The organism is Halobaculum sp. D14, from assembly GCF_051195135.1.
GTDB lineage: Archaea > Halobacteriota > Halobacteria > Halobacteriales > Haloferacaceae > JBNTKA01.
The window spans coordinates 665,047-688,282 of the sequence record NZ_JBNTKA010000002.1 but is presented as its reverse complement, the minus strand read 5'-3'; the positions used below and the strand labels follow the sequence as shown (position 1 = coordinate 688,282).

The 23,236-nt window shown below is 70.2% G+C and carries 26 protein-coding genes and 2 tRNA genes; 16 read left to right on the top strand and 12 right to left on the bottom strand.

The window, feature by feature from the left end; all coding sequences use genetic code 11:
* The first annotated feature begins 83 nt into the window (after window positions 1–83).
* On the top strand, window positions 84–755 hold the full coding sequence (locus tag ACQUST_RS09315; protein ID WP_435127583.1) for a DUF7504 family protein: 672 nt from the start codon (window positions 84–86) through the stop codon (window positions 753–755).
* A gap of 66 nt (window positions 756–821) precedes the next feature.
* Here ACQUST_RS09315 and ACQUST_RS09310 read toward each other — a convergent pair whose 3' ends face one another.
* A complete protein-coding gene (locus ACQUST_RS09310) occupies window positions 822–1,778 on the bottom strand; it encodes an aminopeptidase (protein ID WP_435127582.1) in 957 nt (318 codons plus the stop codon).
* A 174-nt stretch (window positions 1,779–1,952) separates the two neighbouring features.
* Here ACQUST_RS09310 and ACQUST_RS09305 point away from each other — a divergent pair, with 174 nt between their 5' ends.
* The gene (locus ACQUST_RS09305; RefSeq protein WP_435127580.1) at window positions 1,953–3,032 is read left to right on the top strand and encodes a type II glyceraldehyde-3-phosphate dehydrogenase; all 1,080 of its coding nucleotides are present in this window, start codon (window positions 1,953–1,955) and stop codon (window positions 3,030–3,032) included.
* Between the two features lie 57 nt (window positions 3,033–3,089).
* Here the strand turns inward: ACQUST_RS09305 and ACQUST_RS09300 are convergent, their stop codons facing one another.
* Window positions 3,090–3,578, bottom strand: coding sequence for a metallophosphoesterase (locus ACQUST_RS09300; protein ID WP_435127579.1), 489 nt, complete (start codon window positions 3,576–3,578; stop codon window positions 3,090–3,092).
* Window positions 3,579–3,653: 75 nt separating this feature from the next.
* Between ACQUST_RS09300 and ACQUST_RS09295 the strand changes: the two genes are divergently transcribed.
* Complete coding sequence (locus ACQUST_RS09295; protein ID WP_435127577.1) at window positions 3,654–4,001, top strand: hypothetical protein; 348 nt, start codon at window positions 3,654–3,656, stop codon at window positions 3,999–4,001.
* On the opposite strand, the gene ACQUST_RS09290 is transcribed toward ACQUST_RS09295, so the two are convergent.
* From ACQUST_RS09290 to ACQUST_RS09280, 3 genes are all read right to left on the bottom strand, one after another.
* Window positions 3,963–5,189, bottom strand: coding sequence for a phosphoglycerate kinase (locus ACQUST_RS09290; RefSeq protein WP_435127575.1), 1,227 nt, complete (start codon window positions 5,187–5,189; stop codon window positions 3,963–3,965). The two genes, ACQUST_RS09295 and ACQUST_RS09290, sit on opposite strands and share 39 nt — an antisense overlap.
* A 256-nt stretch (window positions 5,190–5,445) precedes the next feature.
* Entirely contained in the window at window positions 5,446–7,410 is a 1,965-nt protein-coding gene (locus ACQUST_RS09285) for an ABC transporter ATP-binding protein (protein WP_435127573.1), read from the bottom strand.
* 166 nt (window positions 7,411–7,576) lie between these two features.
* On the bottom strand, window positions 7,577–8,092 hold the full coding sequence (locus ACQUST_RS09280; protein ID WP_435127572.1) for a DUF192 domain-containing protein: 516 nt from the start codon (window positions 8,090–8,092) through the stop codon (window positions 7,577–7,579).
* Window positions 8,093–8,154: 62 nt separating this feature from the next.
* Here ACQUST_RS09280 and ACQUST_RS09275 point away from each other — a divergent pair.
* From ACQUST_RS09275 to ACQUST_RS09260, 4 genes are all read left to right on the top strand, one after another.
* A tRNA-Val gene (locus ACQUST_RS09275) sits at window positions 8,155–8,227 on the top strand.
* Between the two features lie 305 nt (window positions 8,228–8,532).
* Window positions 8,533–9,114, top strand: coding sequence for a hypothetical protein (locus ACQUST_RS09270; protein WP_435127570.1), 582 nt, complete (start codon window positions 8,533–8,535; stop codon window positions 9,112–9,114).
* A gap of 53 nt (window positions 9,115–9,167) precedes the next feature.
* Window positions 9,168–9,241 (top strand) — tRNA-Phe (locus ACQUST_RS09265).
* 238 nt (window positions 9,242–9,479) lie between these two features.
* Complete coding sequence (locus ACQUST_RS09260) at window positions 9,480–9,605, top strand: hypothetical protein (protein ID WP_435127568.1); 126 nt, start codon at window positions 9,480–9,482, stop codon at window positions 9,603–9,605.
* A gap of 59 nt (window positions 9,606–9,664) precedes the next feature.
* Here ACQUST_RS09260 and serB read toward each other — a convergent pair whose 3' ends face one another.
* A complete protein-coding gene (serB, locus tag ACQUST_RS09255; protein ID WP_435127566.1) occupies window positions 9,665–10,297 on the bottom strand; it encodes a phosphoserine phosphatase SerB in 633 nt (210 codons plus the stop codon).
* Between the two features lie 98 nt (window positions 10,298–10,395).
* On the opposite strand from serB, the gene ACQUST_RS09250 reads away from it, so the two are divergent.
* The 8 genes from ACQUST_RS09250 to ACQUST_RS09215 all read left to right on the top strand — a co-directional run bounded on the left by ACQUST_RS09250 (window position 10,396) and on the right by ACQUST_RS09215 (window position 15,054).
* A complete protein-coding gene (locus ACQUST_RS09250) occupies window positions 10,396–10,638 on the top strand; it encodes a PRC-barrel domain containing protein (protein WP_435127564.1) in 243 nt (80 codons plus the stop codon).
* Between the two features lie 111 nt (window positions 10,639–10,749).
* On the top strand, window positions 10,750–10,944 hold the full coding sequence (locus ACQUST_RS09245) for a cold-shock protein (protein WP_435127562.1): 195 nt from the start codon (window positions 10,750–10,752) through the stop codon (window positions 10,942–10,944).
* A gap of 309 nt (window positions 10,945–11,253) precedes the next feature.
* On the top strand, window positions 11,254–11,448 hold the full coding sequence (locus tag ACQUST_RS09240; protein ID WP_435127560.1) for a cold-shock protein: 195 nt from the start codon (window positions 11,254–11,256) through the stop codon (window positions 11,446–11,448).
* Between the two features lie 131 nt (window positions 11,449–11,579).
* Entirely contained in the window at window positions 11,580–11,747 is a 168-nt protein-coding gene (locus tag ACQUST_RS09235; protein ID WP_435127558.1) for a hypothetical protein, read from the top strand.
* 213 nt (window positions 11,748–11,960) lie between these two features.
* Window positions 11,961–12,752 (top strand): endonuclease NucS, encoded by a 792-nt coding sequence (nucS, locus tag ACQUST_RS09230; protein WP_435127556.1) that lies wholly within the window; start codon window positions 11,961–11,963, stop codon window positions 12,750–12,752.
* Between the two features lie 47 nt (window positions 12,753–12,799).
* Window positions 12,800–13,330 carry a 50S ribosomal protein L16 gene (locus ACQUST_RS09225; RefSeq protein ID WP_435127554.1) on the top strand — a complete coding sequence of 177 codons (531 nt, stop codon included), beginning with the start codon at window positions 12,800–12,802 and terminating at the stop codon, window positions 13,328–13,330.
* A 168-nt stretch (window positions 13,331–13,498) separates the two neighbouring features.
* A complete protein-coding gene (locus tag ACQUST_RS09220; protein ID WP_435127552.1) occupies window positions 13,499–14,665 on the top strand; it encodes a thiolase domain-containing protein in 1,167 nt (388 codons plus the stop codon).
* Window positions 14,662–15,054, top strand: a complete 393-nt coding sequence (locus tag ACQUST_RS09215; protein WP_435127550.1) for a Zn-ribbon domain-containing OB-fold protein — start codon at window positions 14,662–14,664, stop codon at window positions 15,052–15,054. Before ACQUST_RS09220 ends, ACQUST_RS09215 begins: the two co-directional genes overlap by 4 nt.
* A 24-nt stretch (window positions 15,055–15,078) precedes the next feature.
* Here ACQUST_RS09215 and ACQUST_RS09210 read toward each other — a convergent pair whose 3' ends face one another.
* The 5 genes from ACQUST_RS09210 to ACQUST_RS09190 form a co-directional block, all read right to left on the bottom strand.
* Window positions 15,079–16,155, bottom strand: a complete 1,077-nt coding sequence (locus tag ACQUST_RS09210; protein WP_435127548.1) for an alpha/beta fold hydrolase — start codon at window positions 16,153–16,155, stop codon at window positions 15,079–15,081.
* A 74-nt stretch (window positions 16,156–16,229) separates the two neighbouring features.
* Window positions 16,230–17,477 (bottom strand): methylmalonyl Co-A mutase-associated GTPase MeaB, encoded by a 1,248-nt coding sequence (gene meaB / locus ACQUST_RS09205; protein WP_435127546.1) that lies wholly within the window; start codon window positions 17,475–17,477, stop codon window positions 16,230–16,232.
* Window positions 17,474–17,896, bottom strand: coding sequence for a cobalamin B12-binding domain-containing protein (locus ACQUST_RS09200; RefSeq protein ID WP_435127544.1), 423 nt, complete (start codon window positions 17,894–17,896; stop codon window positions 17,474–17,476). Before ACQUST_RS09200 ends, meaB begins: the two co-directional genes overlap by 4 nt.
* Window positions 17,897–18,049: 153 nt before the next feature.
* On the bottom strand, window positions 18,050–19,336 hold the full coding sequence (locus tag ACQUST_RS09195; protein WP_435127542.1) for a GAF domain-containing protein: 1,287 nt from the start codon (window positions 19,334–19,336) through the stop codon (window positions 18,050–18,052).
* Between the two features lie 107 nt (window positions 19,337–19,443).
* Entirely contained in the window at window positions 19,444–21,315 is a 1,872-nt protein-coding gene (locus ACQUST_RS09190; RefSeq protein WP_435127540.1) for a S9 family peptidase, read from the bottom strand.
* Between the two features lie 144 nt (window positions 21,316–21,459).
* On the opposite strand from ACQUST_RS09190, the gene ACQUST_RS09185 reads away from it, so the two are divergent.
* Window positions 21,460–22,524 carry a glycosyltransferase family 4 protein gene (locus ACQUST_RS09185; RefSeq protein ID WP_435127539.1) on the top strand — a complete coding sequence of 355 codons (1,065 nt, stop codon included), beginning with the start codon at window positions 21,460–21,462 and terminating at the stop codon, window positions 22,522–22,524.
* Between the two features lie 92 nt (window positions 22,525–22,616).
* Here the strand turns inward: ACQUST_RS09185 and ACQUST_RS09180 are convergent, their stop codons facing one another.
* Complete coding sequence (locus ACQUST_RS09180; protein WP_435127537.1) at window positions 22,617–23,201, bottom strand: plastocyanin/azurin family copper-binding protein; 585 nt, start codon at window positions 23,199–23,201, stop codon at window positions 22,617–22,619.
* Window positions 23,202–23,236: the final 35 nt, after the last annotated feature.

Here is a 23,236-nt window from a genome sequence, read left to right as displayed (position 1 = left end):
TGCCGTGCCGTCGGGGGGTTTTCAGGCGTGAAAATCGAGCAGGTACGCTTAACTACCGAACCCCGAGTCGTACGGGCGTGACGATGAGCGGGAGTGGATTCGGGTCCGGTGGGGGGCCCGGCGACGAGGCGCAGCGAACCGAGACGGACGAACGGAGCGGCGAGTCGGACGCCCGGTCGACCACCGGGCGGAACGCCGCGCCGAACGCCGGGCCGGCGCGCGGAACCGCCGAGTTAGTCATGCTGTCGGCGGGCCCGGAGCGGCAGGCGGAGCTGAAGCGGCAGGCGATGACGGGGTTCGTCGGCGACGCCGCCGTCGTCGAGTTCACGTACCGGACCGACCCGGCGACGGTCCACCGGCGCTGGTGTGCGGCCGTCGGGTCGGCGCCGCCGTGTCACCTCGTCGTCGACGCCACCGGGAACCCGGGGACGCCGGGGCCGCAGGTGGCGGCCGACGGCGGGACGTTCGCCGCCGCGAGCGCGCACCCGCGAGACCTCACGGGGCTGTGCATGAAGTGGCAGGACGCCCTGAACGAGACGGCCGGCGACGCCCCGCTGTTCGTCGCGTTCGACTCCGTGACGGCGCTGCTCCAGTACGTCGACACGCGCGAGGCGTTCCGGTTCCTCCGGACGCTCATCGGCGACATCCACCGGGCGAACGCCCGCGCGCAGTTCTACTTCGACCCGGACGCCCACGACGACCGCGCCGTCAGCGTCATCCGGTCGGCGTTCGACCGGGTTCGCTACGTCGACTGACGCCGCCGAGGCCGGCCCGGCCACTCCCCGTTTCTTCTCGACACCGCGACGCAGCGGCTCGGCGGCTCAGGCCGTCGCCGTCGGCAGCGTGACCTCGTCGCCGTCGGCGTACACCGTCGGGTCGCGGACGATACCGTCGAGGTGGAGCGGCGCGTCGACGTCGCCGCCGATGCCGGCGTCGTCCCCGATTGCGATGTGGACGGTGCCGGCGGCCTTCTCGTCGAGCAGCACGGAGCCGACGAGGTCGGTGACGCCGACGTTCGTGCCGATGCCGAGTTCGGCGAGGTTGTAGGCGTCGCGTCCGACCTCGTCGGCGCCGGCCTCGACCTGTTCGCGGACGGCTTCGTCCGAAATATCGGTGACGTAGCCGTCCTCGACCTCGAACCGGAGCCGCTGGTCGTCGCCGAGCAGGCCGTGCGGCATCATGGTGCCGTCGACGACGTACGTCCCGTTCGCGTCGGTCGGGGAGACGAACACCTCGCCGGCCGGCAGGTTCGAGAACGCGCCCGGCTCGCGGACGTCGCCGGTGTCCGCGAGCCACTCGCGGTCGCCGGGCGCGAACGTGATATCCGTCCCGGCGTCGGTGGTGACGCGGACCTCGTCGGCGTCGGCGACCTGGTCGAGGACGTCGTCGCAGTGGGCGGCGATGGCGTCGTAGTCGGCGTCCAGCCCGGTCGTGAACACGTCGCGGGTGATGCCGGGGAGCGTCGCGCCGCGGGCGCCCGCGTCGCAGGCGGCGCCGCGGGCGCGCGTGTGGCTCAGGCTCTTCGTCGTCGGTGCGAGGAAGGCGTCGGCCGACCGCATCGCGGCGGCGACAGGCTCGGGCGGTTCGGCGCCGTGCTGGTCGCCCGGCGGGTACCGGACGATGGCGGCGTCGTCGGTGACGTCGCTGGCGACGTCGTACAGCGCCTCGCCGATGGCTTCGCGTTCGTCGTCCGTGACGACGACGAGCGACTCGTCCGTGCCGAGGCCGAGACACTGGTGGACCGCGGTGTCGGCCGCGCGGCGGAGTTCCTCGTCCATGCGGGCCGCTTCGGCGTCGCGGCCGTTAGGTGTTCCCAAAGCCGACCGGCGCGGCTGACCGGCGAATCTTGCGCGACCGCATCCGCCGAATTCCGCCTTCTTACTCGCTCTGTAGTTGCTTTCTTTCCCCGGGCTCCGAAACGATTATCCGCGGTCGGCGGCGAGTCGCCACTAATGATTCAGGTCGGCGTCAACGGCTACGGCACCATCGGGAAGCGCGTCGCCGATGCGGTCGCCGCCCAGCCGGACATGAAACTGACGGGCGTCGCGAAGACCCGTCCGAACTACGAGGCCGAAACCGCGGTTCGGAAGGGCTACCCGCTGTACGCCGCGATTCCGGAACGCACCCAGCAGTTCCGCGACGCCGGCATCGACCTCGCCGGCGAAGTCGACGACCTCGTGATGGCCGCCGACGTCGTCGTCGACGCGACGCCGTCCGGCATCGGCGCCGACAACGCGGCGCTGTACGAGCGGTACGACACGCCCGCCATCTTCCAGGGCGGCGAGGACGCCGACGTCGCCGACGTCAGTTTCAACGCCCGCGCGAACTACGAGGACGCCACCGCCGCCGACGTCGACACGGCGCGCGTCGTCTCGTGTAACACGACCGGGCTGTCGCGGCTGCTCACGCCGCTCGACGAGGCGTACGGCGTCGAGAAGGCACGGGTGACGCTGGTGCGCCGCGGCGGCGACCCCGGGCAGACGTCGCGCGGCCCAATCAACGACATCCTCCCCGACCCCGTCACGGTCCCGTCACACCACGGCCCGGACGTGAACACGGTGCTGCCGTCGCTGGACGTCGACACGCTCGGCGTGAAGGTGCCGGCGACGCTGATGCACCTCCACTCGGTGAACGTGACGCTGTCGTCCGCGCCCGGCCGCGACGAGGTCCGCGACCTGCTCGACGACGAATCGCGGCTGTTCTTGGTGCCCGAGGAGGCCGGAATCGACGGCACCGGGAAACTGAAGGAGTTCGCGATGGACGCCGGCCGGCCCCGCGGCGACCTCTGGGAGAACTGCGTCTGGGAGGACTCCATCTCGACGCAGGGCGCCGACCTCTACCTGTTCCAGTCGGTCCACCAGGAGGCGGACGTCATCCCGGAGAACGTCGACGCGGTCCGTGCGCTCCTCGACCGGGAGGACCGAGAGCAGAGCACGGCGACGACGGACGAGACGCTCGGCGTCGGCCTCGAATCCCTGTTCGCCGGCCAGCGCAAGCGCGTCGTCCCGAAGGGAGCCAACGGCGACGACTGACCGACGGCTCACCGAGCGGCGTCCGGCGGTCACGGCCCCGCTTTTCCGGCTCCTCGGTCAGCCGAGCGACTCGAACGTCACGTCGCCGGTTTCGGTGTCGACGATGACGGCCGCCGGGTCGTCCGGCGCGTCCGGAATCGGGACGCCGCCGGGGTTGACGTGGACCGTTCCGTCGCGCTCCTCGTGGACGCGCTCGTGGGTGTGGCCGCGCAGCACGAAGTCGTACCGCCCCGAGTCGACGAGCGCGTCCACGATGGGTTCGCTGGTGCCGTGGTACACCGCGAACTCGACGCCGTCGAACGTCAGTTCGCCCATCTCGCCGAGGTACGTCCCGAACGAGTCGACGGCATCCGCGAGCGCCCACTCGCCGTCGTTGTTGCCGCGGACGGCGTAGAAGTCGAAGGAGGCGTCGAACGGCGTCGCGGAGAACGGCGCGACGACGTCGCCGCAGTGGACGACCGCGTCGACCGTCCCGTCGAAGACGTTGACCGCGGCGTCGACGTACTGTGCGTTGTCGTGGGTGTCCGAAACGACTCCGACGAACATGGTCGCCGTTCGGCCGCCCGGCCCGAGAAGGTGACGACCCGAGCGTTTTTGCGTCGTCCGCGAACACGAGACGTCATGGTTCCCCACCGCTACCCGCTGTACGTCGCCGTCGGCGTCACGGTCGCCGCCTACGGCGTCAGTTACGCCATCGCCGCCGCTCCGTACGGCTACGTCGCGATTCCGGGCGCAGTGCTCCCGGGCGGTTGGCTCGCGGCGCACGGCCTGCTGAACGGCGTCGCTGCCGCGATCGACGCGGACGGCGAGACGGACGCAGACGAGCCGACCGACGATGCCGGCGGTAGCGGCGGCGGTGACGACCGCGACGGCGGAGACGACGCCGAGGGTGCGGCGGACGAAGGAGACGACGAGCCGGCGTTCAGGCGGTCAGACGTCGAAGTCGCCGGCCGCGTTCCGTTCCAGTAGTTCGACGGCGGGGAGCGGCTCGCCGGTGAGCGCGCGGATGTAGGCGCCGCCGGCGATGGAGACGTGCGAGTAGTCGTCCTCGTCGAGCCCGTACAGTTCGATGGCGCGGGAGGTGTCGCCGCCGCCGACGACGGAGAAACAGTCCGTCTCGGCGATGGCAGAGAGCACGCCGACGGTGCCGACGCTGAACCGCTCGTCCTCGAAGACGCCGAGCGCGCCCTTCAAGAACACGGCGTCCGACCCGTGAATCACCGGTTCGTAGTCGGCGACGGTGTCGGAGCCGACGTCGAGGAACGCCTGCTGTTTCTCGTCGACGTCGTCGACGGCGACTTCGGCCCGGTCGCCGTCGTCCTCGTAGGCGAGGTCGGAGGCGAGCCGGATCTGGTCGTGGCGCTCGTCCAGGACGGCGCGGATGGTGTCCTCGTTGCGCTCCCACTGGTCGTCGAACAGGTCGGTGTCGACGTCGTAGCCGACCGGGTAGCCGGCGGCTCTGAGGAACAGTTCGCCGGCGACGCCGCCGAGCAGGAACTGGTCGACCGTCTCGTCGAGCGCCTCCATCACGCCGATGACGTCGGTCGCCTTGGTGCCGCCGACGACCATCGTGACGTCGCCGTCGAACTCGCGGGAGGCGATGGCGGTGTTCGCCTCGTACTCGGCCTCCATGACGCGGCCGGCGTAGCTCGGCAGCCGGAGCGGGAAGCCGACGATGGAGGCGTGTTCGCGGTGTGCCGCGGAGTACGCGTCGTTGACGTAGGCGTCGAACTCGGGGGCGAGCGTCTCCACGAACGCGGACTCGGCGTGCGCTTCGGGCGGTTTCTCCGGGAGTTCGTCGTCGGTCATCCGGGTGTTTTCGAGCAGCAGCACGTCGCCGGCGTCGAGCGACCGGATGGCGGCGAGCGCGTCGTCGCCGTACGTGTCGGCGACGAAGTCGACGTCGACGCCGGCGTGGTCGGCGAGGATGTCGGCGTGCTGCTCCAGCGAGACGAACGTGTCGCGGCCGGGGCGGCCCTGGTGCGCCATGAGCGCGACGCGGTGGCCGGCGGCGGCGAGTTCTGCGACGGTCTCGGCGTGCCGGGAGAACCGGCGGTTGTCCTGCACGGCGCCGTCCTCGACCGGGGAGTTGAGGTCGAGGCGGACCAGGACGCGCTGCTCTGCGGGAAGGTCGTCGAGCGTCCGGAAGGAACTCATCGACGGAACCGTCGGCGGAGACGGACTTGAAAGGGCGGGAAATCCGCTCTGTGGCGAGGCAGCGGGACGGCCCGGACGGCCGCGGCTCGGGCGGGTGGCTGACAGGCGGCCCCGCTCTCGGCACCGAGATGCGCCGTCGGGCCGCACACCCGCTGCCCGGCGCACCGTCGCAGTCACTGCACGGGGGTGCTGGCCGCGGCTTCGCTGAAGAACCCTCGGGGACCGGAGGGCCGCTTCCTGAACCGTGTGGGCGTCGTCAGTCGTCGCCTGCTTCCGTTGAGGTGCGGGAGGCGCGCTTCGTGGCGCGGTCGATGAACTCCTGGGGGAGTTCGTCGATTTCGCCGGCCTGCACGCCCCAGAGGTGCGCGTACAGCCCGTCCGCTTCGAGGAGTTCCTCGTGGCCGCCGCGCTCGACGATTTCGCCGTCCTCGAGGACGACGATCTGGTCGGCGTCCTTGATGGTCGAGAGCCGGTGGGCGATGGCGAACGTGGTCCGGTTCTCGGTGAGGTCGTCGAGGCTGCGCTGAATCAGCATCTCGGTCTCCGTGTCGACGTCTGAGGTGGCCTCGTCGAGAATCAGGATTTCCGGGTCTTTGAGGACGGCGCGGGCGATGGAGAGCCGCTGGCGCTGCCCGCCGGAGAGTTTCACGCCGCGCTCGCCGATTTCGGTGTCGTAGCCGTCCGGGAGGTTCGTGATGAACTCGTGCGCCTCCGCGGCCTTCGCCGCTTCGACGATGGCGTCGTCGTCCGCGTCGAACGTCCCGTAGGCGATGTTGTCGCGGACCGTCCCGTAGAACATGAAGGTGTCCTGTGAGACGTAGCCGACCTGCCGGCGCAGGCTCGGGATGGTGACGTCGCGGAGGTCCTGGCCGTCGATGGTGATGGAGCCGTCGTCGACGTCGTACATGCGGAGCAGCAGTTTCAGGACCGTCGACTTGCCGGCGCCCGTCGGGCCGACGAGCGCGAGCGTCTCGCCGCCGTCGACGGTGAAGCTGACGTCCTCGACGATGGTCTCGTCGGCGTCGTAGCCGAAGGTGACGTCGTCGTAGACGACGCGGCCGTCCTCGACGACGAGGTCGGAGGCGTCCGGGTCCTCGGCGATGCGCGACGGTTCGTCCATCAGCCCGAAGATGCGGGCGGAGGAGGCGCGCGCTCGCTGATACATGTTGATTATCTGTCCGAACTGCGCCATCGGCCAGATGAACCGCTGGGTGAGCGTGATGAACACGACGAAGCCGCCGACGGAGAGGTCGCCGGTGAGCGGCCCCGGCGCCGCGCCGCGGAGCACCCAGAGCCCGCCGACGAAGAACGTCAGGACGAAGCCGATGCCGGCGATGACGCGGAGGCCGGGGAAGAACTTGATTCGGGTGCCGATGGCGTCCCAGTTCGCGTCGAAGTAGTCCATCGACACGTCGTCGACGCGGTCGGACTCGTAGTCCTCGGTGTTGAACGTCTTGATGACGGAGATGCCGCCGAGGTTGTTCTCCAGCCGGGAGTTCAGTTGGCCGACGGACGACCGGACGTCGGCGTACTTCGGCTGGATGGTCTCGATGAACTTCCAGGTGAAGAACATTATGAGCGGCACCGGCACCAGCGCGACGAGCGCCAACTGCCAGTTCTTCGAAAACAGGATGACCGCGATGGCGACGACCATCACCGACAGCCGGAAGAAGGAGTTCATCCCGTCGTTCAAGAAGCGTTCGAGCCGGTTGACGTCGTTCGACAGGATGGACATCATCTCGCCGGTCTGCTTGTCGGCGAAGAAGTCCATGTTCAGCCGCTGCATCTTGTTGTAGGTGTCGACGCGGACGTCGTGCTGGATGTTCTGCGCGAACGAGTTCCACCCCCAGTTCCGACTCCAGTGGAACGCGGCGCCGCCGAAGAAGCCGACGCAGATGAGGCCGATAGACAGGTAGAACTGGCCCTCCCGGGTCGCCGGGACGACGCCGGCGAGCGTCGCAGGACCGACGACCGGGAGATAGCTGGCGGCGGCCTGCGCGTACGAAACCGTCCCGTCAGGGTTGAACAGTGCGTCGATGGCGACACCGAGCACGAGTGGAGGGGCGAGGTCGAGGACGCGGGCGAAGACGCTGGCGACGAACCCGACGACGAACTGGAAGGCGTTCTCGCGGCCGTACTCCGAGAACAGCCGCCGCATCGGGTTGTCCGTCTTCTCCCGGACGTCCTCGAACGGGTCGTCCTCGTCAGCGGGATGACTCATGGATACGACGAAACACCTCGGCGTCCCCTAAAGCGTTCGCTTCGAACCGAAACACGCTGCTTCTGCGGAGCGAGACGGCCTGCGAAGCAGCATCTGTTGCCGGGACCCGCCCGGAGTCGCCCAGGCGGCAGTCACCGCCACCGGGAACGTAGCCGAGCGGTGGCCGTCAGTACTCGCCGGCGACGACGATGCGGTCGCCGACGTCGACGCCGGTGCGGTTCGTCCAGCCGTACCTGACCTCGAGGACGTACTTGCCGCGGCCGGGGTACGGCGCCAGTTCGCCGTCCGAGGTTCCCGGCGGCGGGAGTTCGGCGTGGTGAATCGTCGTGACGGTGCCGTTCGCGTCGACGAAGACGATGTCGAGCGGGAACGCCATGTCCCGCATCACGTAGGTGTGTCTGGCTTCGCGGTCGTGGACGAACAGCATCCCTTCGTTCCGCGCGAGCGTCTCCGTGTCCGACAGCCCGGTGTACCGTTTCGCGTACGTGTCCGCGACGCGCACGTGGACCGTCGCGAGCTCCGTCCCGTTGTCGTCGTACGCGACGACCGTCGTCCGCTCGTAGTCGCCGCCGGCGAGCAGCCCCGGCGCCACCGTCGGGACGACCAGCGCGGCCCCGACCGCGACGAGCACGACCGCCGACGCGGCACGGAGACGGTTCACGGCGGAGGAACGGTCTCGCACACCGAAAGCGTGTCGGGACGAAAGACAAGCGTTATTCGCGAGCACCCGGTCGAATCATCTGCGGGCTCGTGGTCTAGTGGTTATGACGCTTCCCTTACAAGGAAGAGATCGGTGGTTCAACTCCGCCCGAGCCCATGATTCTGTACGAGCGACAGCGGGCGCTGAATCGTGCGGGTGAGACGGAGTTGAAGCAGGGAATGGAGCGACCGCAGCGAGCGGAACGACCGTGGTTCAACTCCGCCCGAGCCCACTTCTGATTTCTCACAGCGACGAACGCCGACGAGGAGTCCGTAGAGCCGAAGGTGACGAGATACAATCCAAACACCCGGTCTGTGAAGCCGAAAACGACGTGTCAGCCACGTATTGATTCGTGCGCCAGTTCTATTTCCCCCTGTGAAGTAAGAGGCGGTGATGAGGGCACACACCGGGGGGAGTGCGACATGAACGTGAAGCGGCTCGGCGCCGTGGCGGTCGTCGCGCTGGTGGTCGTCGCCGGCGGGGCGGCCGCGGCGTTCGTCGCCGGCGTCGGACCGTTCGGCGGCGACGAGGAGTCCAGCATCGAGGAGTTCCCGACCGCGACGCCGACGCCGACACCGGGGAGCGGCAGCAGCGGCGGCGGAGGCGGCGGCAGCGGCACCACCACGGCCACCGGCGAAAGCGGCGGCGAGAAGCAGCTCCCGGCGTACTACTTCACGGTCGAAACGATAGACAAGTGCGGGCAGACGTGCCGCGACGTCACCGTGGAACTGACGAACAACCGCAACGAGACGGCCCAGGACGTCACCGTCTACACGCGCATCTACGCCGGCAACACGACGAAGCAGGGGTCGATGGTGTGGGAAGGAAAAGAGCCCATCGGCAAACTCCAGGCCGGGGCGTCCACCACCGAGACGCAGCGCGTGAAACTCTCGTACTCCGAGGCGTTCTCGGTGAAGCAGAACGACGGCTGGATTACGATTCTGACGACCGTCCAGTCCGCCGAGAAAACGATGACGTTCAAGCAGCGCCGCGACGTCGCCTGACGGCGCCGCGGTTTCGAAATCCTTTTTTCCTTTACCGGGGTTCTTCGAAGTGCGCCGCCTTAGCTCAGACTGGGAGAGCACTCGACTGAAGATCGAGCTGTCCCCCGTTCAAATCGGGGAGGCGGCATACTTCTCCGGCCGACAAACGGGCGCGAGCGTAGCGAGTGAGCCGTCGGCCGGAATCTGCGACCCCGACCCGATTTGAGTAGACGTGTCGCGGCCGAGCGGAGCGAGGTCGTCTTCCGTGCTCGAATCGGAGACGTCGATTCGGATGGTACCTCGCCGGGAGCGGGATCGACCGGGCCGTGGAGAGTGCCTGTGCGTGGCCACCAGCCATACCCGTAGCGAGCGTTTCGTCTGTTCCCGTGAAGACCTCAACCGCGGTTCTGGTGTTCGGTGCGCTGCTGTTCGTCACTCCGGTTCCAGGGACGTTCATCACGGGCGCGCTGGTGCTCGTCGCCGGAACCGTCGCGCGCTGGCTGGGCGCGTAGCGGGTCAGTAGAGTGGGGCGGCTGAACGTCGCGGGCGGTGCCGAAAGGGTGGTGGCCTGTCAGGCGATGTCGTGTTCGGCGAGGCGGAGGTGGAGGTTCTGGATAGAGGCGAGAACGGTGTCGGCTTCCTGGCGGACAATCGGGGCGGGACGGAAGCCGATGCCTTCCGTGGCGGTTTGGAGCATCGGGAGGTCGCTGCTGCCGTCGCCGACGGCGATGGTCTCCGCGAGCGGGACGTCCTGTTCGACGGCGATCTCTTCGAGGACGTCGTCCTTACCGCGGTCGAGCAGCTCCCCTTCGACGTCGCCGGTCAGCGCGCCGTTCTCGGTCGGCAGCCGGTTCGCGACGAGCGTGTCGACGTCGACGCCGGCGTCGTCGAGCGCGGCGCGGACGCCTCGTTCGAAGCCGCCGGTGATGATGGCGACGTGGTGGCCGTCGTCGCGGAGGTCCGAGAGCATCTCGGCGGCTCCGGGGCGGAGTCGGCTGCGGTTGAACGCGGCGTGCGCCTGCTCCTCCGGGAGCCCTTCGAGCAGGTCGGCGCGGTCGCGCAGGCTCTCGGCGTAGTCCACGTCGCCGTTCGTCGCGCGGGTGACGATGCCCGCGACCTCGCGGGCGACCCCTTTCTCTTCGGCGAGGAGCATCGAGAGCTCTGCATCCGACAGCGTTCCGTCGAAATCGAACGCGACGAGCATGTGTCGTCGTACAGCGAGCGGCGTTCTAACCGTTGTGGCCCCGCGGGATCCGGACGGCCATCGGCGTTTTCCGGGTGCCGGACACATCGACCGACCGTATGACCGAGCAACTCACCGACGAGGACCGCGGGAAGCAGGTGGTCCACGAAACCGAGCGCATCGGCGTCGTCACCGACGTCCGCGGGGACACCGCGACCGTCGACCCGCAGTGGAACCACGTCCACGACGAACTCCGAGCGGAGCTGGAGTGGGACCCCGACGACGAACACCAGACGCTCGACGAGTCGCTGGTGACCGACGTCCGGAACGGTCAGGTTCACCTGCGCGACGACATCCTCTGAGGGCGCTCCGCACCGATTCCGGCGGGTTCGCCGATTCTCGGTCCGGGTTCGTGTTGTGGTATGGCGTCACGCGGAAGTGTTATCCCTCCCCCGCCACTGTGTTGAGTTGCAATGGCGAAAGGTTCCGTTGATTTCTTCAACGACACTGGCGGTTACGGCTTCATCGAGACTGACGACGCGGACGACGACGTGTTCTTCCACATGGAAGACATCGGCGGTCCGGACCTCGAGGAAGGGCAGGAAGTCGAGTTCGATATCGAGCAGGCCGACAAGGGCCCGCGCGCGACGAATCTCGAACGCCTGTAAGGCACTCTCAGTAACTACGCGGCTCCGTTAGGAGCGGCGACATTTTCACGCTTTTCACCACCGACCAGCGGAGCGGCTGGACGTGGGAACACCGAAGTCACGAGGAGCGTCAGCGACCGGCAGGTCGGTCGGCGTGCATCGGCCGCACGACTTGCACCGGTCAGACGCGAACCAGAGCGGTCCGCGTCGACGCGAGTGTGACGCAGAAACCGCGTGACTGCGGCGGGTGTCGGCTCGACGGCTGTGAACGGTTCTCGCGTCGAGCCGTGTCCCGGAAGGGTTATACGTCAATACCGACTTTGTACAGACATGGCAACTGGGAAGGTCGACTTCTTCAACGACACTGGCGGCTACGGTTTCATCGAGACTGACGACGCGGACGACGACGTGTTCTTCCACATGGAAGACATCGGCGGTCCGGACCTCGAGGAAGGGCAGGAGGTCGAGTTCGAGATCGAGGACGCCCCGAAGGGCCCTCGCGCGAAGAACCTCGAGCGCCTGTAAACCGGCGACGCGGCGCCGACGTCGGCGCCTGAACTACGATTCCATTCTTTCGACGCTACACCGAACAGCCGTGGCGCTCTGACGCACACCGCCGACAACGTTATTGCGCTACCCCTATGACTATGTTTCACATGGGATCTCTCGTGACCCGCGGACGCCACGTCCGCGACCGCATCGAACGCATCGCCCGCAAACTGCACGCCGTCGCCACCGAGCGGCTGCTCGCTCCCCAGCGCGGGGCGCGGAGTCTCTCGATGGAGGCGCACATCGCGAACAGCCGGAGCGGCCGGAACCGGTAGCCGGACGGCCGCGGAGACTCGCCCGCTGGACGACGCGTAACCGGACAGACACGACGGCTGTGCCGCGGCTGCCGGCTGCGTCCGTTTTCGGTGAACTGACCTCTCCAGCAGCGGCGCCCGGGGTCGTCAAGGCCGATGTCCTCACGGGGTTCTGGAGGTGTCCCGGATTCGTCCGGCGCGTCGCTTATCCGGCGGCGGCGCGAACCGGGCGACGTGAACGTGACGACGCTGCACGACCCGGGTCACCGCGAGACGCTGTGGGAGCTGGAGGCCGCCTTCGACCGCGGCGACCTCGTCTCGGTGTTCGGGGTCTGCACCGTCGACTACGAGGGCCGCGCCGCCTCGTCGCTCGGCGCCGGCGCGCGGCTCGTCGTCCTGAAGCCGGACGGGACCGCGCTGGTCCACACCGACGAGGGGCGGAAGCCGGTGAACTGGCAGCCGCCGGGCTGTGAGCACCGCGCCGCGGTCCGCGACGGCCGGCTCCGCGTGCGGAGCGTCCGAACCACCCCCGACGAGACGCTCGACGTCCGGTTCTCGGACGTCCAGCACGTCGCCGCGTACGACGTGACCGGCGGCCGCGCCGTCGACGTCGCCGGCACGGAGGCGGACCTGAAAGCCCGCGTCCTCGACGAGCCGTCGCTGGTGGAGCCGGGGTTCGAGCCGCTCGAAACCGAGCGGGAGACGGACGCCGGCCCGGTGGACGTGTTCGGCCGCGACGCCGACGGCAACCCGGTCGTGGTGGAGCTGAAGCGGCGTCGGGTCGGCCCGGACGCGGTCGGGCAGCTGTCGCGGTACGTCAGCGCCGTCGGCCGCGAGGAGCCGGACGGAACGACGGTTCGCGGCGTGCTGGTCGCGCCGTCCGTGACCGGCCGGGCGGCGGAACTGCTCGCGGACGAGCAGCTGGACCACGTCGCCGCCGAGCCGCCCAGCGAACCGCCGAGCGGGCGGGGCGGAGCGGAGTCCCCGGCCGCTCCGGGCGGCGAACCGGGCGGAACCGGCGAGTAAAACGTAGGCTTTATTCGCGCCACCGCCGTCGTTCTCGCTAAGTAACCATGTCAGACAAACCTGCCTCGATGTACCGGAACATCGAAAAGCCGTCGTACACGCGACGGGAGTACATCACGGGGATTCCGGGCTCCAAGATCGCACAGCACAACATGGGCGACCTGCAGGCGGACGCCGACGACTACCCGGTCCAGATTTCGCTGCGCACCGAGGAGTCCGTCCAGCTCCGCCACGGCGCGCTCGAATCCGCGCGCCTGTCCGCGAACCGCCACCTCATCAAGGAGCTCGGCGAGGGCGAGTACAAGATGATCCTCCGGAAGTTCCCCCACCAGGTGCTCCGGGAGAACAAGCAGGCGACCGGCGCCGGCGCCGACCGCGTCTCCGACGGTATGCGGCAGGCGTTCGGGAAGCCGGTCGGCACCGCCGCCCGGATGCAGGCCGAAGACGCCATCTTCACCGCGTACGTCGACGTCGCGGACGCCGACGTCGCGAAGGAGGCGTTCCGCCGCGCGTACAACAAGCTGTCGCCGCCGTGCCGCATCGTCGTCGAACGCGGCGAGGAACTGCTCCTCGGCTGAACCGCGGACGCGACGACGACAGCCGATTTTCGGCCGGACTTCGACCCCGCCAGCGACGCGTTCGCCGCCCGGCGCGGCCCCGCGTCGCCCGGCGTCGCCCGACGCGCCGCGCTCGCTCCCGCTTGGTTCTCCGGCAGCATTTTCACCGACGCGGCTCCAGACGTAGCCATGACTGGAGTCCGCGTCGCCGGCGTGGGACTGACGCCGTTCGGCGAACACGACGGCCGGACCGGCCGCGACCTGTTCGCTGAGGCGGCCCTCGCCGCGCTCGACGACGCAGAAGTCCCTCGGACGGACGTCGAACACCTGAACTACGGGAACTTCATGGGGGCGCTCGCGGAGCGGCAGGGGCACCAGGCGCCGCTGATGGCGGAGGCCGCGGGGCTGCAGTGCGCCGGGACGCGGTACGAGGAGGCGTGCGCCTCCGCGGGCGTCGCCGTCCGCGAGGCGGTCCGCGCCATCCGGTCGGGCGAGGCCGACGTGCTGCTCGCCGGCGGCATGGAGCGGATGACGAACCTGTCGACGCCGGAGGTGACGGAGTCGCTCGCGGTCGCCGCCGACGAACTGTTCGAGGTGCGCGCCGGCGTGACGTTCCCCGGCGCGTACGCGCTGATGGCGCGCCGCTACTTCGAGCAGTACGGCGGGAGCCGCGAGGACCTCGCCGCCATCGCCGTGAAGAACCACGCGAACGCGGTGCCGAACGAGTACGCGCAGTACCAGCGCGAAATCACCGTCGAGGACGCGCTCGACTCCCCGCCGGTCGCGTCGCCGCTGCACCTCCTCGACGCCTGCCCGATTACGGACGGCGCGTCGGCGCTCGTGCTGGTGTCCGAGGAGTACGCCGCCGCGAACGACGTTGACGCGCCGGTCGCGGTCACCGGCACCGGTCAGGGCGGCGACCGCGCCGCGCTGCAGGACCGCGACGACATGGCGCAGACGCCGGCGGCGGCGGACGCGGCCACAGAGGCGTACGCGGACGCCGGCGTCGACGCAGACGACGTCGACGTCGCGGAGGTCCACGACTGTTTCACCATCGCGGAGGTGCTGGCGCTGGAGGCGCTCGGCTTCTACGACCCCGGCGACGGCGTCGGCGCGGCGCGGCGCGGCGAGACGACCCGCGACGGCGACCTGCCGGTGAACCTCTCGGGCGGCCTCAAGGCGAAAGGGCACCCGGTCGGCGCCACCGGCGGCTCCCAGCTCGCGGAGCTGACGCGGCTGCTCCGCGGCGACCACCCGAACAGCGACGCCGTCGCGGACGCGGAGGTCGGCGTGACGCACAACGCCGGCGGCACCGTCGCCTCCGCGGTCGTTCACGTCCTGGAGGTGGCGGAATGAGCGGCGACGCGGCGCCGCCGACGGACACCGGCTACGACGAGTGGGTGGCGTCGCTCGGCGACGGCGGCTACTACCTCGCGTGCCCCGACGGCCACGGGTCGCTGCCGCCGCGGCGCGTCTGCCCGGAGTGCGGCAGCGACGACCTGACGGAGCGCGACCTCCCCGAAACCGGCGCGGTCGAGACGTTCACCGAACAGCACGTCGCGGCGCCGGCGTTCGCCGACGACGTCCCGTACGTCACCGCCGTCGTCGAGTTCGGCCCGGTTCGGCTCACCGGCGTCGTCCGCGGCGTCGACGCCGCCGACGTCGAAATCGGCCAGCGGGTCACGGTCGACGCCACCGACCACGACGGCTCCGGACGAGCGCTCGTCGTCTTCCGGCCGGCGTAGCCGACTCCGGCCGGTTCCCGCGGATCAGGCGTCTGCGTCGCCGGCGGCGTCGCCGTCGTCGCCGTCGTCACCGTCGCGTTCGACCGTGACGGTCGTTTCGTCGCCGCCTTCCGCGTCCGCCTCGTCGCCGCCGGCGTCTACCTCGTCGGCGACGACGGCGGCGAACTGCGCGGGGAACTCGACGTGGGGGAGCAGCATCGCCTCGTCGAACACGACCAGTTCCGCGTCGGCGGCCGCCGCGAGGTCGCGGCCGTCGGCGAGCGGCGGGAGGTCGGCCTCCCGGCCCCACAGCAGCGTCACGGGGCAGTCGAGGCCGGCGAGCGCGTCGCCGAGGTCGACGTCGCTGTTCAGGTGGCCGGAGACGAACGACGCCGGCGCGAACCGGGCGTTCGGCTGGTGGGCCGTCCGCCACTCGTAGTCAACCCACTGCTCGCCGACGCGCTCGGGGTTCCAGTAGCCGTGGTCCTCGTTGAAGTACCGAATCGACGGCTTGCTCGCGAGCAGCGAGAACGCGGCGTCGCCGACGACGGGCGACCGGAGCAGTTCGCGCAGCCACGTCTTCGGCGGCTCCGGCCCCGCGACCGCGGTCGGGCAGACCAGCGACAGGTCGGCGACGTCCAGGTCGGACTCGGGGTCGTCCGCGGCGTCGCTCGCCGCGGCGGCGACGTACGCGCCGGTGAGCGACGACACGACGACGCGCGGCGACTCGTACTCGCCGAGGAAGTCCGCGACGAAGTCCTCGTACAGCGCCGCGGAGTAGCGCAGCGCCGGCCGGTCCGAGCAGCCGAACCCGGGGAGGTCCGGCGCGACGACGTGGAACTCCTCGGCGAGGCGGTCGAAGACGGCGCGCCACTCGCCCGACGACGCCGCGGCGTTGACGCCGTGGACCAACACCAGCGTCTCGTCGGCGTCGTCGCCCGCCTCCGTGTACGCGACGTCCATGCCGCGCCACCGGTAGGCGTGCTGCGTCCCGTCCAGCGCCGGCTCGAGTTCGCCCGCCTTCGCGCGGAGCGCGGACGTCGCCGCCGCGGTGCCGACCGCGCCCGCGACGCCGAGCGCCGCGTACTTCCCGACTGTTCGGAGCGCAGAACCGAGACTCATGGTGCCGAGTTCGGTCGCCGAGAACTTAGTTCGCGTGGCGGCCCTTCGACGCCGCGGGCCCGACCGCCGCGGAGTCAGGCGTCGTCGCTGTCGACGCGACTGTCCCCGTCGTCGTCGGCGTCGTTGCCGGCGCGGTCGGCGCGGCGGTCGCGGACGCAGTCGCGGAGCGGTTCGAGGACGTCGGCGGCGACGCTGTACGGGTCGGTGTCGCGGCTCCGGACCCGTTCGGCGAGTTCGTCGACGCCGCCGCGCGCGTCGAGTTCGTCTTCGAGCAGGTCGGCGGTGTCCGAGCGGAGCAGCTGCCGGATTTCGGCGGCGTACCGCGTCCGCTCCTTGTCGGCGAGCGCGTCCGTCTCGACGAGCCACTCGCGGTGGTCGGCGAGCGCGTCCAGCAGGTCGTCGACGCCCTCGCCGCCCGTCGCGACGGTTTCGACGACCGGCGGCGTCCACGGCTCCGCGGCCTCGCCGTCCTCGTCGTCGGCGCCGTCGATGGCGACCGCGTCCATCTCGGCGTCGTCGACCGGGCCGTGGTGACCGGTGTCGAGGTTCTTCGCGGGGTTCTGCCGCATGTGAATCATCTCCTCCAGCTCCGCGACGGTGCGCTCTGCGCCCTCCATGTCGGCCTTGTTGACGACGAACACGTCGCCGATTTCGAGGATGCCGGCTTTCAGCATCTGGACGTCGTCGCCGCTGCCGGGCTGGACGAGCACGCAGACCGTGTCGGCGGTCCGGACGATGTCGACTTCGTTCTGGCCGGCGCCGACCGTCTCGATGATGATGCGGTCCTTCCCGAACGCGTCGAGCGCCTTCACGGCGTCCGCGGTCGCGGTGGAGAGGCCGCCGAGCGTGCCGCGCGCCGACATCGACCGGACGAACACGTCCATGTCGCCGACGTTCGACGCCATCCTGATGCGGTCGCCGAGGACGGCGCCGCCGGAGTACGGCGACGACGGGTCGACCGCGATGACGCCGACCGTCTCGCCGCGGTCGCGGTACCGCTTCGCGAGCTTGTCGACCAGCGTCGACTTCCCGGCGCCCGGCGACCCGGTGACGCCGAGCACCGACGCGTCGCCGGTGTGGCGGTGCAGCGACGACACGATGTCGCGGTACCCCGGGCTGCGGTCCTCGATCTTCGAGATGACGCGCGCCAGCGCCCGGTGCTTCCCGGCCAGCAGGTCGTCGACGAGCGCCGCGTTCGCGTCGCCGCTCCCCGCCGCTACCCCGCTGGTCCCCGACCCGTCCGTCGCTGCGTCGCCTCCGGCCGCACCGTCGACTGTGCCGTCTGCCGCGCCGTCTCCCGCGGCGTCGTCCCGGTCGGTCATGCCCGTTCGGGGACGTTGTCGCGGACGAACTCGATCGTCTCCTCCATCGGCGTCCCCGGGCCGAACACGGCGGCGACGCCCATCTCCAGCAGCTCCTCGCGGTCGTCGTCCGGGATGATGCCGCCGACCAGAATCAGGGTGTCCTCGAAGGCGTCGTACTCTTTGAGCCCCGAGACGACCTTCGGGACCAGCGTCTTGTGCGCCCCCGACAGGATGGAGATGCCGAGGACGTCGACGTCCTCCTGGACGGCGGCCTGCACGATTTCGTCGGGCGCGCGGTGCAGCCCGGAGTAAATGACTTCGAATCCGGCGTCGCGGAACGCCCGCGAGATGACGTGTGCGCCGCGGTCGTGGCCGTCGAGCCCGACCTTCGCGATGAGACAGCGGATGGTCCGCTCCTCCTGTTCCTGCGTGCTCATACCACCGGATTCGCTGCGGGGACTGTTGACTCTAACGGACGTTCGGAATAGACCGGAGGCGACGCCGACACCGTCGTCGTCGAGACGGAGTGAGCCGGCGGGCCGCAGCCGACTCGGCGCAGCACCGCCGCGCAGCCACCCGATTTTCGCGTCTCACGGCAGCGTGACGTCCGCGACGTAGACGCCGAACGCCGCGGCGTCGACGCCGGGCGTCCGCACCGGCACGAGCGTCACCGTCAACTCCACGTCCGCCGCCTCGGCCGTGTCGCGCCGAACCGACTCCGTGACCGTCTCGGTCGCGTCGAGCCGGTCGCCGAACAGCGCGCGCTCGACGGCGGTCGGGAACGCCTCGTCGACGCGCCGGCCGACCGCGCCGTCGCCGAAGGCGGCCTCGTAGGCGGCGTTGACTTCGCTGACCACCGGTTCGCAGGCGGCGCCTCCGTTCCGCTCCGCGTCGACCGCCGCGTCGCCGGCGCCGCTCCCGGTCACGTCCGCGCCGCCGTCGGTGGTCTCCTCGGCGTCCGCGCCGCCGGCGGCGTCGCGGTCGGCGGTCGCTTCGACGTACACCGTCGGCGCCGGCAGCCCCTCGAAGAAGACGTGCAGCCGGTCGCGTTCCGTCCGGAGCTCCGATTCCCGCTGGAGCCGCGAGAACGCCTCGGCGGCGTGGGAGGCGACGATTTCGAGGAACTCCGCGTCGCGCTCGTCGAACGCGCCGACCGTCCCGGCCGTGATCTGGATGACGCCGTGGTCGCCGATGGGGACGCTGACGACCGACCGAATCGAGTCGTCGTCGCGCATCCGCAGGGGGCTGGACTGGTAGTCGTCGACGACCTGCGACTCCCCGGTCCGGTAGGTGCGGCCCGCGAGGCCGTCGTCGACGGTGAAGCGGTGCTCCTCCTCGTTCGGGAGGGTGTCGCCGTACGGGACGATCTGGTCGCCGTCGACCCAGCCGAGCACGCAGCGGCCGTAGGCGAGCGCCTCGGTGACGGCGGCGACGATCTCGTCGCCGATCTCCTCGACGGTCTCACAGCCCGTGATTTCGCGGGTGTACGTGTTCAGCGCGGTGAGCTTCGCGTTCGCCTCGGTGAGCCGGTCGCGTTTCCGGGCGCGGCCGACGCTGTCTGCGACCTGGTCGGCGAGCGCGTCGACGCCACAGTCGGGCGAGACGACGCTGTCGACGGTCGACTCCGGGAAGTCCTCGCCGTAGACGACCAGCGGCGTCTCGGTGACGGAGTCGGCGAGCCCCGCGGTGTCGCCCGAGAGCGCGACGACGCAGTCCGTGAGGGGGCCGAACTCGCGGAGGTACTCCTCGGCGGTCGCCGCGCCGCGCGGCACGGCGTCGACGCCGAGTTCGGCCGCGAGGGCGTCCGCGACCTGCCGCGCCTCCTCCAGCGAGTCGGGCGCGACGACGAGGACGCGTACTCCCTCCAGCACTGTCATTATCGTGTTTATCCAGCAATCGTCCGGGCTTAAACCATTCGGCAGCGGCGGCGTTCGGTGGCACGCGACACGGTGCTGCTGACGGGAGGCGTCCGCCCCGCGTCGGGCTACACGTGCTCGTCGAGGAAGTCGACGACCGCGCGGTACGCCTCGATGCGGTTCTCGCGCTTGGAGAAGCCGTGTCCCTCGTCGTCGAAGACGAGCTTCCGTGTCGGGACGTGTTTGCTGGCCTCCTCGACGATCTGTTCGGCCTCGCCGACCGGGACGCGCGGGTCGTTGGCGCCGTGGAGCACGAACAGCGGCGCGTCGATGGCGTCGACGTGGTTGATGGGCGAGATGGACTCGAGGAACTCGCGGTCGTGTTCGAGGCTCCCGTACTCGGCCTCGCGGAGTTCGCGGCGCCAGTCGCCGGTGTTTTCGAGGAACGTGACGAAGTTCGCGATGCCGACGATGTCGACGCCGGCCGCCCACAGGTCTGGGTACTCGGTCATCGCGGCGAGCACCATGAAGCCGCCGTAGCTCCCGCCCATCGCGACGACGCGGTCGGAGTCGACCGCCGGGTGCTCGTCAAGCCACTCCACGCCGGCATTCACGTCCGCGACCGAGTCCATCCGGTTTTCGACGTCGTCGAGGTGGCTGTACGCCTTCCCGTAGCCGGACGACCCGCGGACGTTCGGCTCGAACACGCCGTAGCCGTGGCTCACCAGGAACTGCTTCACCGGGTGGAACGACGGGCGGCGCTGGGACTCCGGGCCGCCGTGGATGTCGACGACGACCGGGACGCCGCCGTCCTCTGTCGAGTCGCGCGCCGAGGAGTCGTCCGCCGCGTCGCCGCCGGCGTCGTGGTCCGCCGGGGCGCTCGCGGCGTCCGGGAGCGTGAAGAACGCCGGGATGTCGCGGTCGTCGAACGTCGGGTAGTGGACGAGTTCGGGTTCGACGAAGCTCTCCCGCGGGATGCCGGCGGTGGACGCGAACGTCCACTGCTCGGCGTCGCCGGACGTGACGTCGGCGACGAAGCCGTTCGTGTTCACGGTGCTCCCGGAGACGGTGACGGCGTACCGGTCGCCGTCCGCGCCGAAACTGACGCCGCCGGCGACGCCGCCGGGGAGCGACGGTTCGCCGAACGGGTCGATGCGGCCGGGCGCGGTGAATTCGCCGGCCATGAGTTCGGTGTAGCCGTCGACGTTCCGCGAGTAGACGACGCGGCGGGAGTCGGCGTCGACGGTGACGCCGTCGAGGTTCCAGTCGCCGCCGGTTTCGACGACGGCGCGCTCACCGGTCGCGAGGTCGAGGCGTTCGAGCCGGAGCGTGTCCGCGTCGGCGTCGGTGCAGACGTAGACGTTCTCGCCGTCCGGCCCCCACTCCGGGCTCTGAAAGCGGGTGTCGACGCTGCCGCCGGTGAGGTGTTCGAGTTCGCCGTCGTCGACGTGGAAGACGTACAGGTCGTGGTCGAAGCTGGCGTGCGCCTCGTGGACGAGCAGCCGGTCGTCGCCGGGAGACCAGCCGGCGAGCGACAGCCAGCCGTCGCCCTCGTGGACGAGTTCGGCGTCGTCGCCGGTCTCGTCGCGGCCCTGCACGTACAGGTCGAACACCGACTCGTCGCGGCGGTTCGACGCGAACGCGAACCGGTCGCCGTCGCTCGTCCAGCCGCCCCAGCGGTGCTTGGCGTCCGGCGTCGCGGTCCACTCCGTGATGCGGCCCGTCGACGGCGTGAGCCGGTAGAGCTGCTGGCGCTCGTTGCCGCCCTCGTCCATCCCGAACGCGAGTTCGCGGCGCTCGGGCGACCAGTCGACGAACGTGACGCGCTCGTCGAAGAAGGTGTGCTGTTCGGGCCAGCCGCCGGGTTCGTCCACCGTCCACACCTGCGGCGTCCCGGTCGTGTCCAGCAGGAACGCCAGCGTGCCGTCCGGCGCGAAGTCCAGCGAGTGGGCCGACCGGACGTTCAGGTACCGCTCGATGTCGTAGCCGTCGGAGGTCATTCGGTTCGGTGTACCCGCGGCCGGGCGGAAAGCGTTCGGGTCGGCCGAGCGGTGCCGCCGGGGGCGGTTCGCGGTCGACGGCGCCGAGGGCGGCCGCGAGTATCACCCGGCTTTTTGTAGAGCGGAGTCAACGTCGGCGTAGAGATGCGTGTCGCGTTCGTCTCGATGTTCACGTCCGACCACCGTGACACGCCGGCGGTGCGGCGCGCCGAACGGGTCGCGAAGCACCTCGCGGCGCGCGGCCACAAGGTGACGTGGCTGTGTGCGCAGTGGTGGGGCGGCACCGCGATTCCGGAGTTCGAACGCGACGGCATCCGGTATCTCGCGGTGACGCAGGCGCCGGCGACGGAGACGTTCCGCGCGAAACTGCCGTTCCGGCTCCGGGCCGCGAAGCCCGACGTCGTCCACGCCGTCAACGTCCCGCCGAGCCACGCGACGACCGCGAAAACCGCGGCGCGGCTGCTGCGCGTCCCGGTCGTCGTCGACTGGTGGGAGACCGACGAGGCGTTCGGCTCAGAGAAGCGCTACCGGAAGGCGGCGCGGAAGCCGGACGCCGTGACGACGCCGTCTGAGACCGTGAAAACCGAGGTGCGCGAGCACGGCGCCAGCGGCGACGACGTCGTCGTCGTCCCCGAGAGCATCGACTTCGACCTGGTGCGTGACGCCGCGGTCGACGACCGGTTCGACGCGGTGTGGGCGCGCCGGCTGGACGAGCACGCGAACGTCGAGACGTTCCTGCTGGCGCTCGCGGAACTCCGCGACCGCGACTGGTCGGCCGCCGTGGTCGGCGACGGCCCGGCGCGCGACGCCGCCGAACAGACCGCCCGCGACCTCCGCATCGACGACCGCGTGACGTTCCTCGGCGAACTGCCGCCCGCGGAGTTCGTCCCGGTGCTCAAGGGCGCGCACGCGTTCGCGCAGACCGCGACGTACGAGCCGTTCGCGACGGAGCTGCTGTGGGCGCTCGCGTGCGGCTGCGTCGGCATCGTCGAGTACCAGGCCGGGTCGTCGGCGCACGAACTCGTCGAGGGGCTCGACCGCGGCCGACGCGTCACCAGCCCGCAGGAGCTCGCCGACGAAATCGTCGCCGCAGGCGACCTCCCGACGAAACAGGTCGACGAGGGGTTCGCCGGCTTCGACCACGACGAAATCCTCGACGAGTACGTGACGCTGTACCGCGACCTCGTCGACAGTTACGGGCTGTTCTGAGCCGCGACGCTGCGGCGGAAAGCGGAGACGGAACGGGAGAGGAAGACGCGAACGGACGGCGGACGAGGAGTCGGGCTGACGCGGCGGTGCGGCTACTCCTCGGGCGGTTCGTAGTCGCCGCCGTACTTCGTGAAGATGAACGCCAGTCCGAGCGTCGCACACATCGCGATGAACGACGCGATGCCGAGGCTCTTGGCGGAGTCGGGCACCTCTGGCGGCCCCTGCGGCACCGGCGTCGGCGTCGGCGTGGACTCGACGACCTCGATGGTGCCTGTCATGCCCTGCGCGCGGTGCGGGCTGCAGTAGTACTGGTACGTGCCGAGCGTGTCGAACGTGTGGGTGTACGTGTAGCCGGTGTTGTACGTCTTCGACTCGCCGCCGGGCGTCCCCTCCCAGTTCGCTCCGGACGGCTGACTCTCGACGACGACGTTGTGATTGTCGGACTCCCAGACGAACTTCACGGTGGTTCCGGGCGTGATGTACAGCGGCTTGTCGGTCCCCGGCTTGAACACGAAGTCGCCGTTCGGGCCGACGGCGACGGTCGCGGTGCCGCCGCCCGATCCGCCGCTGCTCGTTCCGGTCCCTTCCTGTGCAGCCGCCGTTCCCGCGCCGGCGCCCAGCGCCACTGCACCGGCCGCCCCCCGGATGAAGTTCCGGCGGCTCGTTCGCTCGCTCATGTCTCCGGGTTCGCGCCTCCCCAAAGTGAATCCGT

What these genes read in the sequence shown, in the direction of transcription:
- ACQUST_RS09315 (WP_435127583.1), top strand. Translation starts at nt 84, where the DNA reads ATGAGCGGGAGTGGATTCGGGTCCGGTGGGGGGCCCGGCGACGAGGCG.
- ACQUST_RS09310 (WP_435127582.1), bottom strand. Translation starts at nt 1,778, where the DNA reads ATGGACGAGGAACTCCGCCGCGCGGCCGACACCGCGGTCCACCAGTGT.
- ACQUST_RS09305 (WP_435127580.1), top strand. Translation starts at nt 1,953, where the DNA reads ATGATTCAGGTCGGCGTCAACGGCTACGGCACCATCGGGAAGCGCGTC.
- ACQUST_RS09300 (WP_435127579.1), bottom strand. Translation starts at nt 3,578, where the DNA reads ATGTTCGTCGGAGTCGTTTCGGACACCCACGACAACGCACAGTACGTC.
- ACQUST_RS09295 (WP_435127577.1), top strand. Translation starts at nt 3,654, where the DNA reads ATGGTTCCCCACCGCTACCCGCTGTACGTCGCCGTCGGCGTCACGGTC.
- ACQUST_RS09290 (WP_435127575.1), bottom strand. Translation starts at nt 5,189, where the DNA reads ATGAGTTCCTTCCGGACGCTCGACGACCTTCCCGCAGAGCAGCGCGTC.
- ACQUST_RS09285 (WP_435127573.1), bottom strand. Translation starts at nt 7,410, where the DNA reads ATGAGTCATCCCGCTGACGAGGACGACCCGTTCGAGGACGTCCGGGAG.
- ACQUST_RS09270 (WP_435127570.1), top strand. Translation starts at nt 8,533, where the DNA reads ATGAACGTGAAGCGGCTCGGCGCCGTGGCGGTCGTCGCGCTGGTGGTC.
- serB (WP_435127566.1), bottom strand. Translation starts at nt 10,297, where the DNA reads ATGCTCGTCGCGTTCGATTTCGACGGAACGCTGTCGGATGCAGAGCTC.
- ACQUST_RS09250 (WP_435127564.1), top strand. Translation starts at nt 10,396, where the DNA reads ATGACCGAGCAACTCACCGACGAGGACCGCGGGAAGCAGGTGGTCCAC.
- ACQUST_RS09245 (WP_435127562.1), top strand. Translation starts at nt 10,750, where the DNA reads ATGGCGAAAGGTTCCGTTGATTTCTTCAACGACACTGGCGGTTACGGC.
- ACQUST_RS09240 (WP_435127560.1), top strand. Translation starts at nt 11,254, where the DNA reads ATGGCAACTGGGAAGGTCGACTTCTTCAACGACACTGGCGGCTACGGT.
- ACQUST_RS09235 (WP_435127558.1), top strand. Translation starts at nt 11,580, where the DNA reads ATGGGATCTCTCGTGACCCGCGGACGCCACGTCCGCGACCGCATCGAA.
- ACQUST_RS09225 (WP_435127554.1), top strand. Translation starts at nt 12,800, where the DNA reads ATGTCAGACAAACCTGCCTCGATGTACCGGAACATCGAAAAGCCGTCG.
- ACQUST_RS09220 (WP_435127552.1), top strand. Translation starts at nt 13,499, where the DNA reads ATGACTGGAGTCCGCGTCGCCGGCGTGGGACTGACGCCGTTCGGCGAA.
- ACQUST_RS09215 (WP_435127550.1), top strand. Translation starts at nt 14,662, where the DNA reads ATGAGCGGCGACGCGGCGCCGCCGACGGACACCGGCTACGACGAGTGG.
- ACQUST_RS09210 (WP_435127548.1), bottom strand. Translation starts at nt 16,155, where the DNA reads ATGAGTCTCGGTTCTGCGCTCCGAACAGTCGGGAAGTACGCGGCGCTC.
- meaB (WP_435127546.1), bottom strand. Translation starts at nt 17,477, where the DNA reads ATGACCGACCGGGACGACGCCGCGGGAGACGGCGCGGCAGACGGCACA.
- ACQUST_RS09200 (WP_435127544.1), bottom strand. Translation starts at nt 17,896, where the DNA reads ATGAGCACGCAGGAACAGGAGGAGCGGACCATCCGCTGTCTCATCGCG.
- ACQUST_RS09195 (WP_435127542.1), bottom strand. Translation starts at nt 19,336, where the DNA reads ATGACAGTGCTGGAGGGAGTACGCGTCCTCGTCGTCGCGCCCGACTCG.
- ACQUST_RS09190 (WP_435127540.1), bottom strand. Translation starts at nt 21,315, where the DNA reads ATGACCTCCGACGGCTACGACATCGAGCGGTACCTGAACGTCCGGTCG.
- ACQUST_RS09185 (WP_435127539.1), top strand. Translation starts at nt 21,460, where the DNA reads ATGCGTGTCGCGTTCGTCTCGATGTTCACGTCCGACCACCGTGACACG.
- ACQUST_RS09180 (WP_435127537.1), bottom strand. Translation starts at nt 23,201, where the DNA reads ATGAGCGAGCGAACGAGCCGCCGGAACTTCATCCGGGGGGCGGCCGGT.